Raw genomic sequence first — 15,182 nt, forward strand, 5'->3', positions numbered from 1 at the left:
GAATATTTTGGAGATGGCAACGATGTCGACCCGCACCCACTGGACGCTGGAAAAAACCCAAGCTTTGTTCGATAAACCCTTCCTCGAGCTGATGTTCGAAGCCCAGCAGGTCCACCGCCAACACTTCGATCCGCGTCAGGTTCAGGTCAGCACCTTGCTGTCGATCAAAACCGGTGCTTGCCCGGAAGACTGTAAATACTGCCCGCAAAGCTCGCGTTACAAAACCGGGCTGGAAACCGAACGCCTGATGGAAGTGAAGCAGGTGCTGGAGTCTGCCCGTCAGGCCAAGGCCGCCGGTTCCACTCGCTTCTGCATGGGCGCGGCGTGGAAAAACCCGCACGAGCGCGACATGCCTTACCTTGAGCAGATGGTGCAGGGCGTGAAAGAGCTGGGAATGGAAACCTGCATGACGCTCGGCACGCTGGACACCTCGCAGGCGCAGCGACTGGCGACGGCGGGTCTGGATTTCTACAACCATAACCTCGACACCTCGCCAGAATTCTACGGCAGCATCATCACCACCCGAAGCTATCAAGAGCGTCTGGATACCCTGTCAGAAGTGCGCAACGCGGGGATTAAAGTCTGCTCCGGCGGCATCGTGGGTCTGGGCGAAACGGTCAAAGACCGCGCCGGATTGCTGATGCAATTAGCCAACCTGCCGGTCGCGCCGGAGAGCGTACCGATCAACATGCTGGTCAAAGTGAAAGGCACGCCGCTGGCTAACAACGACGACGTCGATCCTTTCGATTTTATTCGCACCATCGCCGTGGCGCGCATCATGATGCCAAGCTCCTATGTGCGCCTGTCTGCCGGTCGCGAGCAGATGAGCGAGCAGACACAGGCGATGTGCTTTATGGCCGGTGCTAACTCGATTTTCTACGGCTGCAAGCTGTTGACCACGCCAAACCCGGCGGAAGACAAAGACCTGATCCTGTTCGGCAAGCTGGGCCTCAACCCACAAGTTTTCGAAACCGAAATGGGCGACAACCAGCAGCAAGAGGCGCTGGCCGAGCAGTTGGTTCACGCCGACACCGACCAGTTCTACAACGCAGCCGTCTAAACCATGAGCTGGGAAAGCCGAATTCAGGACGCCCTTCAGGCACGGCGCGAGGCGGCGGCGTTTCGCGTGCGCCTGCCGAACGCCGGAGGCAGCGCCCGCTGGCTGATACAGGGCGAGCGCCGCTGGCTGAATTTCTCCGGCAATGACTATCTTGGGCTGAGCCAGCACGAGGAGATTGTGGCCGCTTGGCGGCAGGGCGCGTCGCGGTTTGGCGTCGGCAGCGGCGGCTCGGGGCATGTTACGGGCTATAGCGATGTCCACGCCGAGTTCGAGCAGCATCTGGCGCAGTGGCAGGGCTACCCGCGCGCGCTGCTGTTTATCTCCGGTTTTGCGGCCAATCAGGCGATTTTGGCCGCGCTGCTGCAAAAAGACGACCGCGCGCTGGCAGACAAGCTGAGCCACGCGTCGCTGCTTGAGGCGGCGACTCAGTCTCCGGCCCAGTTGCGACGCTTCGCTCATAATCAGCCGGACTCTCTGCAACGCCTGCTGCAATCCTCATGCGACGGCGAAACTCTGGTGGTGACTGAAGGGGTGTTCAGTATGGATGGCGATGCCGCGCCTCTGGCTGAGATCCACCAACAGGCTCGCGATAACCACGCGTGGCTGCTGGTGGACGATGCCCACGGCGTCGGGGTGATTGGCGAGCAGGGGCGGGGCAGTTGCTGGCTGCAAGGGGTTCGCCCCGAGCTGTTGGTGGTCACTTTCGGTAAGGCGTTTGGCTGTAGCGGTGCTGCCGTGCTGTGCGACGACGACACGGCGGACTACCTGTTGCAGTTCGCCCGTCATCTGATTTATAGCACCGCCATGCCCGCCGCGCAGGTCTGCGCCCTTCAGGCCAGCCTGCGCTGTATTCAACAAGGCGATGCGCTGCGTGATAAACTGACGGCCAATATTGCCCGTTTTCGCGCTGGCGCGGCAGATTTGCCTTATCGGCTTACCTCCTCCGCGACCGCCATTCAGCCGCTGATTGTCGGTGAAAACCAGCCGACGCTCGACTTAGCTCAGCGTCTGCGCGAGCGCGGCCTGTGGGTGAGCGCCATTCGCCCGCCGACCGTACCGCCGGGCAGCGCAAGACTGCGCATTACCCTCACGGCTGCTCATCAGCCGGAAGATATCGATTTTTTGCTGGAGTCCCTTCATGGGTGCAGTCACTGAATTAGTGAACAAACAAGCCGTAGCCGACGCCTTTAGCCGCGCTGCCGGTCATTACGAAAACGCCGCACAGTTACAGCGTGACGTGGGCGAACACCTGCTCAGCATGGTGGCAGAGCAGCATCAAAGCGCCGGTAACCGCGTACTCGACGCGGGCTGCGGCACCGGCTATTTCAGCCGCCGCTGGCGCGATATGGGCAAACAGGTGACGGCGCTGGATTTGTCGCAAGGCATGCTGGACGTGGCCAGCGCGCTGAATTCCGCCGAAAGCTATATTCCCGGCGACATTGAACGCCTGCCGCTGGCGGATCAGTCAGTAGACATCTGCTACAGCAATCTGGCGGTGCAGTGGTGCAACGCGCTGCCGCGCGCGCTGGAAGAGATGCACCGCGTGACGCGCATTGGCGGGCTGGTGGTGTTTTCCACGCTGGCCGAAGGCTCGCTCGGCGAGTTGGCTGCGGCATGGATGAAGGTCGACGGGCGTCGCCACGTCAATCAGTTCCTCACCCCGGACAAAATCGCCGAAGCCTGCGCGCCTTATCGCCACGACGTGCAGTTCAGCCAGCAAACCCTGCTGTTTCCCGACGTCATGAGCCTGATGCGTTCACTGAAAGGCATCGGCGCGACCCACATCAAAAACGGTCGCCTTGGCGGTCTGGGCGGGCGCGAACGCCTCGCCAAGCTGGAAAAGCACTACGCCCGTCAAGACGGCATGCTGCCGCTGACCTATAAGTTGGTGTATGGAGTGCTTCAGGTCGAAGAATTAATCCCACGCTAAAATCCGTCGTCCTTGACGCTGTCTCTGCGTTGGCTGCGCGTGCTCACCCGAATCACTGACCTATGTCAGCTCATCGGGCTGAACCCGCTTGCCGCCTTGATACAGCGCCAATGACTTTGGATTTCGATTTTGTTCGAGAAAGACATTGGCTATCTAAAAATGAAAAAAACATTCTTCATTACCGGCACGGACACTGAAGTCGGTAAAACCGTGGCGACCACGGCTTTTTTGCAAGCTGCGGCGCAGGCTGGGTTTTCTACGGCGGGCTATAAACCGGTGGCGTCAGGCAGTGAAATGACCGCCGAGGGTGCGCGAAATAGCGACGCGCTGGCCTTGCAGGCCAATAGCTCGGTGGCCCTGAGTTATGACGAGGTGAATCCGTGCACCTTCCTTGAGCCGACTTCGCCACACATCGTCAGCCAACTGGAACAGCGACCTATCGCGCTGGAAACTCTGTCGGCGGGGTTACGCCATCTACAGCCGAAAGCTGACTGGACGGTGGTTGAAGGGGCGGGGGGCTGGTTTACGCCGCTCAGCGAGCAGCACACCTTTGCCGACTGGGTGGTGCGCGAACAGCTGCCGGTGGTTCTGGTGGTGGGAATGCGTCTGGGCTGCATCAACCATGCGCTGCTCACCGCGCAGGCGGTGGCGCAAAGCGGCCTAAAATTGGTGGGGTGGATTGCCAATGACGTACAGGAAACGGGGAAGCATCATCAGGCCTATCTTGCCACGCTCGCGCGTATGCTGCCTGCGCCCATGCTGGGCGAGATCCCGTTCCTTGATAACACCAGCGACGCCAATTTGGGGCAGTATCTCGACCTTTCGCCTCTCACACGCTGAGATAGTCTTTCACTAAATCGTCGTTAAGCTGGGCCAGCGTGCCCTGTGCCACGTTGCGGCCGCTATCGAGCAGGCAGAAGCGGTCCGCCACGCTGCGAATAAAGGGTAGGCGGTGACCGACCAGCAGCAGCGTCAGGCCTAAATCGCGGTTGAGGCGGTGAATGATATTGCCCATGTTGGCCGCCATCGCCGGGCTGGTGTGCTCGGTTGGCTCATCAAGGATCAATAACTCCGGCTCCAGCACCAGCGCGCGGCTGATCGCCAGCTGCTGCTGCTCGCTTTCATCCAGCTCTCCGGCCTTGTGTGACCCCATCTCCTTCAATGCAGGGAAAAGTTCGTAGACCTGCTCGGGGATGCGGCGATTCTTGTTGCGCCCGGCCATCATGGCAATTTGCAGGTTTTCATCCACACTCATTTGCGAAAAAATCTGCCGACCTTCAGGCACATAGCCAATGCCGACCATTGCGCGGCCCTCGACGGGCAAATCCAGCAGATTCTGTGGCTCAGCATTCGCCGACTGCCAGGAGATGCTGCCGCTCTTCACTGGCAGGTGTCCCATGATGCAGTTAATCAGCGTGGTTTTGCCGACGCCGTTGCGGCCAATCAGGAAAGTGCACTGGCCGCGATACAGCTCCAGATTGATATCCCACAGAATATGCTTCTGGCCGTAATACTGATTTACCGACTTTATACTCAACATCAGACCTCCCTAAACTCCTGCCGCTGGCTGGCCTCATGGCTTTAGCTTGGCGGAGTCACTGTTTAACTGACCGTCACTGTCATATTTCTGACATTTATGTTTCGCAATTTCCGTAATTTCACAGAATTTTATGCGGCAGGTTAGCAAGTTTGTTAACAGCATCAATTGGCAATAAATAGCCTTTAGCCAGTGATAAAAGGCTGAAACGGCGGTTTCTTACGGCTTAAGCTAGCGAGAGCGACCCAAAAATAGCGTTTTTGTAAAAGCTGCGTTTTTAGGGCGATGCGCTGTAAACAACCGATATGAATAATATTGCAACTCTTAGGCCAAGTTTGGCGGGATAACTCCTAAAGAGGTTGTAACCAGACTGTTAATGGTTTGAAAGAGTGCCAAAGAGGAAAAATCATTAAATTGGGCAATCAGTGTGACGGGGAAGTGGCGAAATAGTGCACTTTACCAGTGCTGAACAGAGAGTTTGTGGTGCAATACTGATGTGTGGATAAGACAAATCCGACTGCCGATATACAAATTTTTTCATTTTGCAATATCTATGGCACAGCATATCTAGGCAAAATCGGCATATATAAAGAAGTAAAAAAGGCAAAAAATAACTAAAAACCTTAGCCCGAAACCCATCGCGGGTGAAACTGCCTTTTTTGACAGGTCGCGCTGCGTGGGGCGTGCTGTGAGTTATCCACCATTCCTGTGGATAACCATGTGCATGAGAGTAAGAAAAGTTGCTACAAGCGAGTCTGGACGCGGCCTGCGCTCGGTTTGTCGTTAATCCCACCTTTTTAATCATAATGATATTTTTCAATGAGTTATGATAAATCAAGCGTTGTCAAATTGTGATCTGGCGCTTGTGTCAATTTTCGTCAGTCTGTGGTCAAAAAGTTAATTCGTAAAAATAATTGGGGATAAATGTTCTCTCATGGGGAAAAGTGGGTTAATGGAATAACCTAAAAAAGTGCAGCTTTCTTCGCATCTTAGAAACCACGCTATGGCCTGCGAACAAATCAACAGCACATCGCCATTGGAAGCTGGTTTTATATCCAGTACTATATAGCTGGCAAAATTCATGGAGTCTTCCATACTGAGTCTCCGCAGCCCGTGTTATGCGATTCTTCTCTTCTGTCAGGTAGCCCGTTCATGAGCAAAGTATTCAAACTGCATTCCGACTTTAAACCGTCAGGCGATCAGCCTGAGGCCATACGCGCTTTGGAAGAAGGGCTGGAGAATGGTCTGGCGCACCAAACGCTGCTGGGGGTGACCGGCTCGGGGAAAACCTTTACCGTCGCCAACGTGATTGCCGACCTGAATCGCCCAACCATGGTGCTGGCGCCCAACAAGACGCTGGCTGCCCAGTTGTATGGCGAGATGAAAGAGTTTTTCCCGGAAAACGCCGTCGAATATTTTGTCTCTTACTACGACTACTATCAGCCTGAAGCCTATGTACCCAGCTCTGATACCTTTATCGAAAAAGACGCCTCGGTGAATGAACACATCGAGCAGATGCGTCTTTCCGCCACCAAAGCCCTGCTTGAACGCCGCGACGTGGTGGTGGTGGCTTCGGTTTCGGCAATCTATGGTCTGGGTGACCCAGATCTCTATCTGAAGATGATGCTGCACCTGACCAAAGGGATGATCATCGACCAGCGCGCTATCCTACGCCGACTGGCCGAACTGCAATATGCCCGCAACGATCAGGCCTTCCAGCGCAGTACCTTCCGCGTGCGCGGCGAGGTGATCGACGTGTTCCCGGCTGAGTCCGACGACATGGCGCTGCGCATCGAACTGTTTGACCAAGAAGTGGAGCGCCTGTCGCTGTTTGACCCGCTGACCGGGCAAATTCAGCAAGAGGTTCCGCGCTTCACCATCTACCCGAAAACCCACTACGTGACGCCACGCGAGCGAATCGTGCAGGCGATGGAAGAGATCAAAGTCGAGCTGGCGGATCGTCGCAAAAACCTGCTCGACAACAACAAACTGCTGGAAGAGCAGCGCATCAGCCAGCGCACCCAGTTTGATCTGGAGATGATGAATGAGCTGGGCTACTGCTCGGGGATCGAAAACTACTCGCGCTACCTGTCAGGGCGCGGGCCGGGCGAGCCGCCACCGACGCTGTTCGACTATTTACCCGCCGATGGCCTGCTGATTGTCGACGAATCCCACGTCACCATCCCGCAAATCGGCGGCATGTACAAAGGCGACCGTTCGCGCAAAGAGACGCTGGTGGAGTATGGTTTCCGCCTGCCCTCCGCGCTGGATAACCGACCAATGCGTTTCGAAGAGTTTGAAGCCGCCGCGCCGCAAAGCATCTATGTGTCCGCCACGCCGGGCACCTATGAAATGGAAAAATCTGGCGGCGACGTAGTGGAGCAAGTAGTGCGCCCAACGGGCCTGCTTGATCCATTGATTGAAGTGCGCCCGGTGGCGACCCAGGTCGATGACCTGCTGTCGGAAATCCGCAAACGCGTGGAGATTAACGAGCGCGTGCTGGTGACCACGCTGACCAAGCGCATGGCCGAGGACTTGACCGAGTATCTGGAAGAGCACGGCGAGCGCGTGCGTTATCTCCACTCTGACATCGACACCGTCGAGCGCGTCGAAATCATTCGTGATTTGCGCTTAGGCGAGTTTGACGTGCTGGTGGGCATCAACTTACTGCGAGAAGGTTTGGACATGCCTGAAGTGTCGCTGGTGGCGATTCTGGACGCCGACAAAGAGGGCTTCCTGCGCTCCGAGCGTTCACTGATCCAGACCATCGGCCGCGCGGCCCGTAACCTCAACGGCAAAGCCATTCTTTACGGCGACAAAATCACTAACTCGATGCGTAGGGCTATCGACGAAACCGAGCGCCGTCGCGCCAAGCAAGAGGCTTACAACACTGAGCACGGCATTACGCCGATGGGCCTGAATAAGAAAATCTCTGACATTCTTCAACTGGGCCAGCCTAAGACCAAGAAGAACAAAGACAAGCGCGATGCCGAAGCCTTCGAAACCGCCAAGCTGCTTACGCCAAAAGCGCTGGAGCAGCGTATTCGCGAGCTAGAAAGCAAGATGTACACCCACGCGCAGAATCTGGAGTTTGAAGACGCGGCGAGAACCCGTGATGAGTTGCAGTCTCTGCGAGATCAATTTATCGCCTTGTCCTAATCCTTCCCGCCCATCCAACATGGTCGCGCGCAGTGAAAAGATGCTAGACTGCGCGCCCTGTAAAATCGACTTGCGAGCGAACCATGACTGACACACCTTCACCGAAACCCGCTGCGGCGAAAGATCCTCTGCACGGCGTGACGCTGGAAGCACTGCTGACTAAGCTGGTGGACAGTTTTGGCTGGCCGGCGCTGGCGGCGCAGGTGAACATCAACTGCTTCAAAAGTGACCCGAGCATCAAGTCCAGTTTGAAGTTTTTGCGTCGGACGCCGTGGGCGAGAAAGGAAGTGGAAACGCTGTATCTGGATTTCGTGGAAGGGCATTTGCGTCCTGACATGACACGGAGCAAACGCCGCACGCCACTGTCTGCCGAGAAGCCGCAAAAGCCGAAAGTCAGCACCGCCAAACCGGCAGCGGACAGCCCGTGGAACAACCATCCGCTGGTGAACAAAAAACCTTAAATCATTTTTTGCAGGGCTTCTTCCAGCGCTTTGCGCAGTAATTCGCGGTCGTGGCGATAAGGAATGTCGCTGGCTTCGAGCTGGGTTTGAATGATCAACCGCTCGCTGGCATCGTCGATATTCACCTTCGGCCCGACAATCGCCGCATCCACCGCGCGGCGGCCAATCTGGTTTTCAATTAGCGAAAGCTTGTCATGCAGGGTCAGCGATGCCGCCGCCACGCTAAGCTCTTTGCCCAAATTACCAATGTAGACGATGTGCGCGCGGCTGCGGCGCAGCGCCTGAGTTAAGTCTTTCATCAACAGGAGAGGCATCAGGCTGGTGTAAAAGCTGCCCGGGCCAATCAGCACTAAATCCGCTTCTTTAATCGCCAGAATGGCTTCGCGCGTGGCACTCACCTCGGGTTGCAGCATCAGCTCGCGAGGGATTTGCGTCAGCTTGTCGACATTCACTTCGCCATGAACCCACTCGCCATTGGCATCCAGCGCCGCCAAATCCACAGGATGCTCTGACATCGGGATCAGCTCGGCGTCTACTTTCAGCAGGCTGCGCACCAAGTTGATTGCTTCGAGAGGGCGCACGCTCAGGTGATCCAGCGCGCGCAGCATCAAGTTGCCGAGGTTATGCCCGGCCAGCTCGCCTTGCCCACCAAAGCGGAATTCGAACATGGCAGACGCCACGCTTGGCTCAGTGATCAGCTGATTGAGACAGTTACGCATATCGCCCCAGGCAATACCGCCCTCGGCGCTGCGAATGCGCCCGGTGGAGCCGCCGTTGTCGGTGGTGGTGACAATGCCGGTCAAACGCGATCCAAGGGAGGAGAGGGATGACATAACGCGGCCCAGGCCGTGTCCGCCCCCCAGTGCTACTACGCGGTCGAGATCGGCTAACGTGCGATTGCGCATAAAGATCCTTGAAGCTGTCCAGAGAAAATTAAACCTGCCACTCGCGCGGCAGCAAATTAGGGTTTTGATGTCATTTCTTCGGTTGATTTTACCCAATTTTGCAACAAGGTGTTATTCAACTTATGTCTGAAATGCGAGGTAAACCCGCAGCATTGATGAGGTTTCTTGTCGTTATCGTGCTGAGAATTGCCTTTAAAATCCGCTATATATATAAATACATAGCGAAAACCGCCTTGGAGTTCCTTCCCGCGCGGCGTTACAATAGCCCTCGTAACCACGTTTTTTCCCCTGCGCTTGCAGCTGAAAAAATCAAACTCCTAGCCTTGCCGCCTAAGTTATCTGCCCGAATTGGTGAACTTTCTCACTGATTTTGCACAATAATACGGCGTCCTGGCCGTGGCTCAGCCACCAGGGTGCAAGGTAGAAATGCCTGCATCTCCCGTATTTGGAAAGGTGTTAAGGTGCTTCAACTTACCGATGCTTTTGCTCGCAAGTTTTATTACTTGCGGCTATCAATTACTGACGTGTGCAATTTCCGTTGCACCTATTGCCTGCCCGACGGCTATAAGCCGCAGGGACACAGCAATAAAAGTTTTCTGTCGCTGGACGAAATCCGTCGTGTCAGCCGCGCTTTTGCCCATCTAGGGACTGAAAAAGTGCGCCTGACCGGGGGCGAGCCGTCCCTGCGCCGCGACTTCTGCGACATCATTGCCGCCGTGCGCGAAAACCCCACCATTAAAACGCTGGCCGTCACCACCAATGGATATCGCATGGCGCGTGACGCCAAACAGTGGCGCGACGCGGGCCTGACCGCGATTAACGTCAGCGTCGACAGCCTCGACGCTCGCCAATTCCACGCCATTACCGGGCAGGACAAATTCAACGACGTGATGCGCGGCATCGACGCCGCGTTTGAGGCCGGTTTCAGCAAGGTGAAAGTCAACGCCGTGCTAATGCGCGACGTCAACCACGCCAGCCTGAATACTTTCCTCAACTGGATCAAACATCGCCCAATCCAACTACGCTTTATTGAGCTGATGGAGACCGGCGACGGCAGCGAGCTATTTCGCAAACACCACGTCTCAGGCGAAGTCCTACGCGAACAGCTGGTGCAGCAGGGCTGGCAGCTACAAATCCGTGCGCGCAGCGACGGCCCGGCGCAGGTGTTCAGTCACCCGAATTATGTCGGCGAAATCGGCCTGATCATGCCTTATGAGAAAGACTTCTGCGCCAGCTGCAACCGCCTGCGGGTATCTGCCATCGGCAACCTGCACCTGTGCCTGTTCGGCGAGCAGGGCATTCCGCTGCGTGATTTGCTGGCGGACGATATGCAGCAAGATGACTTAATGGATAGAATTCAAGGCGGCCTGCGGCAGAAAAAGCAGACCCATTTCTTGCATCAGGGCAACACGGGTATTACCCAGAACCTGTCGTTTATTGGTGGTTGAAGTCATTCAAGGAGCAACAAGATGAGCAAGGCCAGCAAAGATTTCCTTCCCCTTTCTTTGGCAATTCTGACCGTTTCTGACCATCGTACCGAGGCAGAAAACACCTCCGGGCACTATCTGAAAGAGGTGGCCGAAGAGGCAGGGCACCGCGTTGCGGCGCAAACCATCGTCAAAGATAACCTGTATAAAATTCGCGCGGTGGTCTCGCAATGGATTGCCGATGAGCAGATCCAAGTCATTTTGATCAACGGCGGCACGGGCTTCACGCAGGGCGACAATACGCCGGAAGCACTCAAACCGCTGTTTGACCGCGAAATCGAAGGCTTCGGCGAGCTGTTCCGTATGGTGTCTTTTGAAGAGATTGGCACTTCGACCATTCAGTCCCGCGCCTTAGCCGGCATGGCGAACCAGACCGTAATTTTTGCCGTGCCTGGCTCGACCAGCGCCTGCCGCACCGCGTGGGAACACGTTATCGAGGCCCAGTTAGACGCGCGCAACGGCCCGTGTAACTTCACGCCTCACGTCAAGAAATAAGCCCATTATGACCACTTTCACTCACATTAACGCCTCCGGCGACGCCCATATGGTGGATGTCTCCGCCAAAGCCGAAACCGTGCGCGAAGCCCGCGCCGAATCCTTTGTCACCATGGCCGCCGAGACGCTGGCGATGATTGTTAACGGCAATCACCACAAGGGCGACGTGTTCGCCACGGCGCGTATCGCGGGGATTCAGGCGGCGAAAAAAACCTGGGATTTGATCCCCCTTTGCCATCCGCTGCTGCTCACCAAGGTTGAAGTCAATCTGGAAGCCCAGCCGGAGCACAATCGCGTGCGCATTGAGTCGCGCTGTCGCCTGAGCGGCAAAACCGGCGTTGAAATGGAAGCCCTGACGGCGGCGTCCGTCGCTGCTTTGACCATTTACGACATGTGCAAAGCGGTGCAGAAAGATATGGTGATCGGCCCGATTCGCCTGCTGGAGAAAACCGGCGGCAAGTCCGGTGATTTCAAGGTGGCGCCATGATCGATATTCTGTTCTTCGCGCAGGTGCGTGAAATCATCGGCGTCGGTTCGCTGCAACTGCCTGCCGAATTCATCAATGTTGAAGCGCTGCGCCAGTCATTGTGCCAGCGCGGCGATCGCTGGGCGCTGGCGTTAGAGTCCGGCAAGCTGTTGGTGGCGGTGAATCAAACTCTGGTCGACATCGACCATCCGGTGAAGGCCGGGGACGAAGTGGCCTTCTTCCCACCGGTGACAGGAGGCTGATATGGAAAACACGCGGATCGTGGTCGACAGCGCGGCGTTTAGCGTTGGCGACGAATACCAGTGGCTGGCCCAGTCAGACGCCGACGGCGCGGTGGTGACTTTCACTGGCAAGGTGCGCAATCACAATTTGGGCGACAACGTCAGTGCGTTGACCCTCGAACACTATCCGGGCATGACCGAAAAAGCGCTAGCGGAAATTGTCGCCGACGCCCGCCAGCGCTGGCCGCTGCAACGGGTGTCGGTTTATCACCGCGTCGGGGCGATGTATCCCGGCGATGAAATTGTGTTCGTTGGCGTGACCAGCGCCCATCGTGGCATGGCCTTTGAAGCCACCGAATTTATTATGGATTATCTCAAAACCCGCGCCCCGTTTTGGAAGCGTGAAGCCACCGAGCAGGGCGACCGCTGGGTGGATGCCCGCGACAGCGACAAAGAAGCCGCCATGCGCTGGTAAACTGCAACTAAACCTTACGCTTAGCAACCGCGCAAAGCCGTGGTTTTGTGATACTGTTATCCCACAGGCGGGCTGTGTTTACGGCCTAAATTTTGTCCTCCATGCAAGAGGTAATCATCATGGATCGATATCCACGCAGTAACGGCTCGATTGTTGAACGCGCTAACTCCGGCATTCAAGCCTACATGGCGCAGGTCTATGGTTGGATGACCTGTGGTCTGCTATTAACCGCATTTGTCGCCTGGTACGCATCTCGCTCACCAGCCATTCTCGGTTTTATTTTCTCCAGCCAAATAACCTTCTTTGGTCTGATCATTGCCCAGCTGGCGCTGGTCTTCGTAATTTCCGGCATGGTGAATCGTCTGAGCGGCACCGTCGCTACCGGCTTGTTCATGCTGTATTCGGCCCTAACCGGGCTGACGCTCTCCAGTATTTTCATCGTCTACACCGGCTCTTCTATTGCCAGCACCTTCGTGGTTGCCGGGGGGATGTTCGGGGCGATGAGCGTATTTGGTTATACCACCAAGCGCGACCTAAGCCGTATGGGCAGCCTGCTGTTCATGGGGTTGATTGGTATCGTGCTGGCGTCGCTGGTCAATATCTGGCTGAAAAGCCCGGCATTGATGTGGGCGGTGACCTACATCGGCGTGGTTATCTTCGTTGGCCTGACAGCTTATGACACCCAGAAGTTGAAAAACATGGGTGAGCAGCTGGACGTTAACGATAAAGACAGCTTCCGCAAGTACTCTATCGTGGGCGCGCTGACGCTGTATTTGGATTTCATCAACCTGTTCTTGATGCTGTTACGCATTTTTGGCAACCGCCGGTAGGGTTTTTGATTTCAAATTGAGGGGGCCGAAAGGCCCCTTTTTTGTTTTTGGGCGGCAGCCCAATCCCGCTGACACCTTGGGCTGCCGCCCAAACCTGCTTTTAAATTCAAACTCAAGGTCGTGGGCGTCGGCCCACACCGACCAAGGGAGGCGTAAACGCGCCTCCCTTGGAACCCTGCGTTTTTTCTTGCTGGAAGATCGAGGCTGCGCAGGGTTGGAATGGACATGTTTCAGGCGCTTTAGTGATTGTCGCGAAGTGCCGCCGCTTAGGCGGTTCCCTCACTGCGGGATTCCAACCCGCGTAAAATAACACGCGGTTTTCCACCTCTTGCTCGGCGTCACTTCTGAACGCGACTTACTGGCTTTTCAACCGTGCCGTTTCAGTGGGGTTTGTTTGGGTTTTGGGTTTGCTCCTCCCGCTGGTAAGGGGGAGGCTGAGAGGGGGTATTGCAGCAAACTCAGTGGCTTATGTGAGAAATACCCCACCCCAACCCTCCCCTAAATAGGGGAGGGAGCAAGACAAACCCATCTGAAACGGCTCGGTTGAAATGCCTCAAAACCGCAGTCAAAAATGGCGCTGAGCGAATGGTTCGAGACCAAAGGCTCGAAGCCTGAAGCGAAGGTACCGCCTAAGCGGCGACATTTTGCGGTGGAGAACAGGTGTACCTGAAACACGTCCGCCTCACGAGCGAAGCGCGCAGTATAGAGCCGGGGAGTCTTGAGGGGCGCGGCGATAGGCGCCCCTCAAGGCCGGTGTGGCGGCAGCGCACGACCTTGACCTTGAATTTGAATTTAAAATCTCGTCTGGCGCGCCGGCACACGCCTAAAACTCCACGCTACCTGTATTAAGTTGAACAACACCAAAATCGCCGTCACGAGGAACACCCACCGGAAGCCCATTAACGCCGAGACGCTGGAGCCGAGCAGGGGGCCGATGACGTTGCCGAGATACATAAACGATTGGTTGTAACCGAAGATGCGGCCGGTGGTTTGGTCGCTGCTGTATTTCACCAATAGCGCCTGAATCGCGGGCATTAGCGCGCCGTCGCAGAAACCGAGCATAAAGCGCAGGATGCCGAGCTGGGTGGGTGAGCTGATGGTCGACATCAGACAGAACAGCACGAAGCACAGCACCAGCGCGGCGATAAGGATACGGTGCGCGCCGATTCGGTCGCCCAGCTTGCCCAGCTTAGGCGCGGACATTAGCGCGGAAACCCCCGGCACGGCGGCAATCACCCCGCTGATAAAGGCGATATTGCTGGTGTCGGAAGAGAGATCGCGGATGAACAGCGTCAAGATGGGGCTGATCGAACCGTTGGCCAATTGCACCATTAGGGTGGTGACGAACAGGCTGACAATCAGCCACGGGTAGGGCAGCGCGGTGAAGACCGCTTTGCCGCTGAGGCGATCGGCCTTGGCGACCGGCACCACGCGCTCTTTGATTAAGAATAGAGTGATGAGGAAACTGGTAAACAACATGCCGCCAGTGACGAAGAACACCGTGCGCAGGCCGAGGTGGTCGGCCATAAAACCGCCGAGCAGCGGGCCGATAATCACGCCAGCCACTTGCCCGGTAGACAGCGTGCCGAGCGCCCAGCCGCTTTTATCGCGCGGAACCTGTGAGGCCACTAAAGCCATGGCATTGGGGATATAGCCTGAGGTTAAACCCATCAGCGTGCGCAGGATAAACAGCTGCCAGACGTTGGTGGCGAAACCCTGTAACACCATCACAATCGCCATACCCAGCGCGGCGCGCAGCAGCATCAACTTACGGCCTTTGCGGTCGGCGAGACTCCCCCATAGTGGAGCCACAATGGCGGAAACCAAAAAGGTGCCGCTGAAGACTAAACCAGACCATAAACTCAGAGATGCGTGGGACGTGACGCCAAGCTGTTCAATATAAAGTGGCAGGAAAGGCAGGATTTGGCTCATCGCCATTCCGGTGAAAAAACACCCAAGCCAGACGGAGATTAAATTGAGTTTCCAAGTTTCCATTATGCTGCGGGTTTACCTTACCATGAGTGTGTTGACTGCATAAAGCATAGCAACTCAGGGCGTTAAGGTGACGGCAAAAAGTGGGAAGGTATTCATCAAATCAATAATTGATGCTCTGTATTAGCCTTTTTACCTAAGTC

General features: G+C 56.1%; 15 protein-coding genes and 1 riboswitch. Of the genes, 12 read left to right on the plus strand and 3 right to left on the minus strand.

The window, feature by feature from the left end; genetic code table 11:
• The first annotated feature begins 22 nt into the window (after nucleotides 1-22).
• From bioB to bioD, 4 genes are all read left to right on the plus strand, one after another.
• Nucleotides 23-1,060, plus strand: coding sequence for a biotin synthase BioB (gene bioB / locus V2154_RS05655; RefSeq protein WP_185690230.1), 1,038 nt, complete (start codon nucleotides 23-25; stop codon nucleotides 1,058-1,060).
• Between the two features lie 3 nt (nucleotides 1,061-1,063).
• A complete protein-coding gene (gene bioF, locus V2154_RS05660; RefSeq protein ID WP_353501400.1) occupies nucleotides 1,064-2,215 on the plus strand; it encodes an 8-amino-7-oxononanoate synthase in 1,152 nt (383 codons plus the stop codon).
• Nucleotides 2,199-2,990, plus strand: coding sequence for a malonyl-ACP O-methyltransferase BioC (gene bioC, locus V2154_RS05665; protein ID WP_353501401.1), 792 nt, complete (start codon nucleotides 2,199-2,201; stop codon nucleotides 2,988-2,990). The genes bioF and bioC overlap by 17 nt, the downstream gene beginning before the upstream one ends.
• 159 nt (nucleotides 2,991-3,149) lie before the next feature.
• Entirely contained in the window at nucleotides 3,150-3,830 is a 681-nt protein-coding gene (gene bioD / locus V2154_RS05670; RefSeq protein ID WP_353501402.1) for a dethiobiotin synthase, read from the plus strand.
• Here bioD and V2154_RS05675 read toward each other — a convergent pair.
• Nucleotides 3,820-4,530, minus strand: a complete 711-nt coding sequence (locus tag V2154_RS05675; protein WP_353501403.1) for an ABC transporter ATP-binding protein — start codon at nucleotides 4,528-4,530, stop codon at nucleotides 3,820-3,822. The two genes, bioD and V2154_RS05675, sit on opposite strands and share 11 nt — an antisense overlap.
• A 1,149-nt stretch (nucleotides 4,531-5,679) precedes the next feature.
• Here V2154_RS05675 and uvrB point away from each other — a divergent pair.
• On the plus strand, nucleotides 5,680-7,686 hold the full coding sequence (uvrB, locus tag V2154_RS05680) for an excinuclease ABC subunit UvrB (protein ID WP_353501404.1): 2,007 nt from the start codon (nucleotides 5,680-5,682) through the stop codon (nucleotides 7,684-7,686).
• Nucleotides 7,687-7,769: 83 nt separating this feature from the next.
• A complete protein-coding gene (locus V2154_RS05685) occupies nucleotides 7,770-8,147 on the plus strand; it encodes a VF530 family protein (protein WP_353501405.1) in 378 nt (125 codons plus the stop codon).
• Here V2154_RS05685 and yvcK read toward each other — a convergent pair.
• Nucleotides 8,144-9,052, minus strand: a complete 909-nt coding sequence (yvcK, locus tag V2154_RS05690) for a uridine diphosphate-N-acetylglucosamine-binding protein YvcK (protein WP_353501406.1) — start codon at nucleotides 9,050-9,052, stop codon at nucleotides 8,144-8,146. The genes V2154_RS05685 and yvcK overlap by 4 nt on opposite strands.
• 302 nt (nucleotides 9,053-9,354) lie before the next feature.
• Nucleotides 9,355-9,524: riboswitch (molybdenum cofactor riboswitch) on the plus strand.
• Between yvcK and moaA the strand changes: the two genes are divergently transcribed.
• The 6 genes from moaA (at nucleotide 9,514) to V2154_RS05720 (ending at nucleotide 13,047) form a co-directional block, all read left to right on the plus strand.
• Nucleotides 9,514-10,500 carry a GTP 3',8-cyclase MoaA gene (gene moaA / locus V2154_RS05695; RefSeq protein WP_353501407.1) on the plus strand — a complete coding sequence of 329 codons (987 nt, stop codon included), beginning with the start codon at nucleotides 9,514-9,516 and terminating at the stop codon, nucleotides 10,498-10,500. (Overlaps the previous riboswitch by 11 nt.)
• Nucleotides 10,501-10,521: 21 nt before the next feature.
• Nucleotides 10,522-11,034, plus strand: coding sequence for a molybdenum cofactor biosynthesis protein B (gene moaB, locus V2154_RS05700; protein WP_353501408.1), 513 nt, complete (start codon nucleotides 10,522-10,524; stop codon nucleotides 11,032-11,034).
• Between the two features lie 7 nt (nucleotides 11,035-11,041).
• The gene (gene moaC / locus V2154_RS05705) at nucleotides 11,042-11,521 is read left to right on the plus strand and encodes a cyclic pyranopterin monophosphate synthase MoaC (RefSeq protein WP_353501409.1); all 480 of its coding nucleotides are present in this window, start codon (nucleotides 11,042-11,044) and stop codon (nucleotides 11,519-11,521) included.
• Entirely contained in the window at nucleotides 11,518-11,763 is a 246-nt protein-coding gene (gene moaD, locus V2154_RS05710) for a molybdopterin synthase sulfur carrier subunit (RefSeq protein WP_353501410.1), read from the plus strand. The genes moaC and moaD overlap by 4 nt, the downstream gene beginning before the upstream one ends.
• Nucleotide 11,764: 1 nt before the next feature.
• Nucleotides 11,765-12,217, plus strand: a complete 453-nt coding sequence (gene moaE, locus V2154_RS05715) for a molybdopterin synthase catalytic subunit MoaE (protein ID WP_353501411.1) — start codon at nucleotides 11,765-11,767, stop codon at nucleotides 12,215-12,217.
• A gap of 119 nt (nucleotides 12,218-12,336) precedes the next feature.
• Nucleotides 12,337-13,047 carry a Bax inhibitor-1/YccA family protein gene (locus V2154_RS05720; RefSeq protein WP_353501412.1) on the plus strand — a complete coding sequence of 237 codons (711 nt, stop codon included), beginning with the start codon at nucleotides 12,337-12,339 and terminating at the stop codon, nucleotides 13,045-13,047.
• 792 nt (nucleotides 13,048-13,839) lie between these two features.
• On the opposite strand, the gene V2154_RS05725 is transcribed toward V2154_RS05720, so the two are convergent.
• On the minus strand, nucleotides 13,840-15,042 hold the full coding sequence (locus tag V2154_RS05725) for a multidrug efflux MFS transporter (RefSeq protein WP_353501413.1): 1,203 nt from the start codon (nucleotides 15,040-15,042) through the stop codon (nucleotides 13,840-13,842).
• Nucleotides 15,043-15,182 lie beyond the last annotated feature (140 nt).

It is taken from the genome of Ewingella sp. CoE-038-23, assembly GCF_040419245.1.
Classification (GTDB): domain Bacteria; phylum Pseudomonadota; class Gammaproteobacteria; order Enterobacterales; family Enterobacteriaceae; genus Ewingella; species Ewingella allii.

What these genes read in the sequence shown, in the direction of transcription:
- bioB (WP_185690230.1), top strand. Translation starts at nt 23, where the DNA reads ATGTCGACCCGCACCCACTGGACGCTGGAAAAAACCCAAGCTTTGTTC.
- bioF (WP_353501400.1), top strand. Translation starts at nt 1,064, where the DNA reads ATGAGCTGGGAAAGCCGAATTCAGGACGCCCTTCAGGCACGGCGCGAG.
- bioC (WP_353501401.1), top strand. Translation starts at nt 2,199, where the DNA reads ATGGGTGCAGTCACTGAATTAGTGAACAAACAAGCCGTAGCCGACGCC.
- bioD (WP_353501402.1), top strand. Translation starts at nt 3,150, where the DNA reads ATGAAAAAAACATTCTTCATTACCGGCACGGACACTGAAGTCGGTAAA.
- V2154_RS05675 (WP_353501403.1), bottom strand. Translation starts at nt 4,530, where the DNA reads ATGTTGAGTATAAAGTCGGTAAATCAGTATTACGGCCAGAAGCATATT.
- uvrB (WP_353501404.1), top strand. Translation starts at nt 5,680, where the DNA reads ATGAGCAAAGTATTCAAACTGCATTCCGACTTTAAACCGTCAGGCGAT.
- V2154_RS05685 (WP_353501405.1), top strand. Translation starts at nt 7,770, where the DNA reads ATGACTGACACACCTTCACCGAAACCCGCTGCGGCGAAAGATCCTCTG.
- yvcK (WP_353501406.1), bottom strand. Translation starts at nt 9,052, where the DNA reads ATGCGCAATCGCACGTTAGCCGATCTCGACCGCGTAGTAGCACTGGGG.
- moaB (WP_353501408.1), top strand. Translation starts at nt 10,522, where the DNA reads ATGAGCAAGGCCAGCAAAGATTTCCTTCCCCTTTCTTTGGCAATTCTG.
- moaC (WP_353501409.1), top strand. Translation starts at nt 11,042, where the DNA reads ATGACCACTTTCACTCACATTAACGCCTCCGGCGACGCCCATATGGTG.
- moaD (WP_353501410.1), top strand. Translation starts at nt 11,518, where the DNA reads ATGATCGATATTCTGTTCTTCGCGCAGGTGCGTGAAATCATCGGCGTC.
- moaE (WP_353501411.1), top strand. Translation starts at nt 11,765, where the DNA reads ATGGAAAACACGCGGATCGTGGTCGACAGCGCGGCGTTTAGCGTTGGC.
- V2154_RS05720 (WP_353501412.1), top strand. Translation starts at nt 12,337, where the DNA reads ATGGATCGATATCCACGCAGTAACGGCTCGATTGTTGAACGCGCTAAC.
- V2154_RS05725 (WP_353501413.1), bottom strand. Translation starts at nt 15,042, where the DNA reads ATGGAAACTTGGAAACTCAATTTAATCTCCGTCTGGCTTGGGTGTTTT.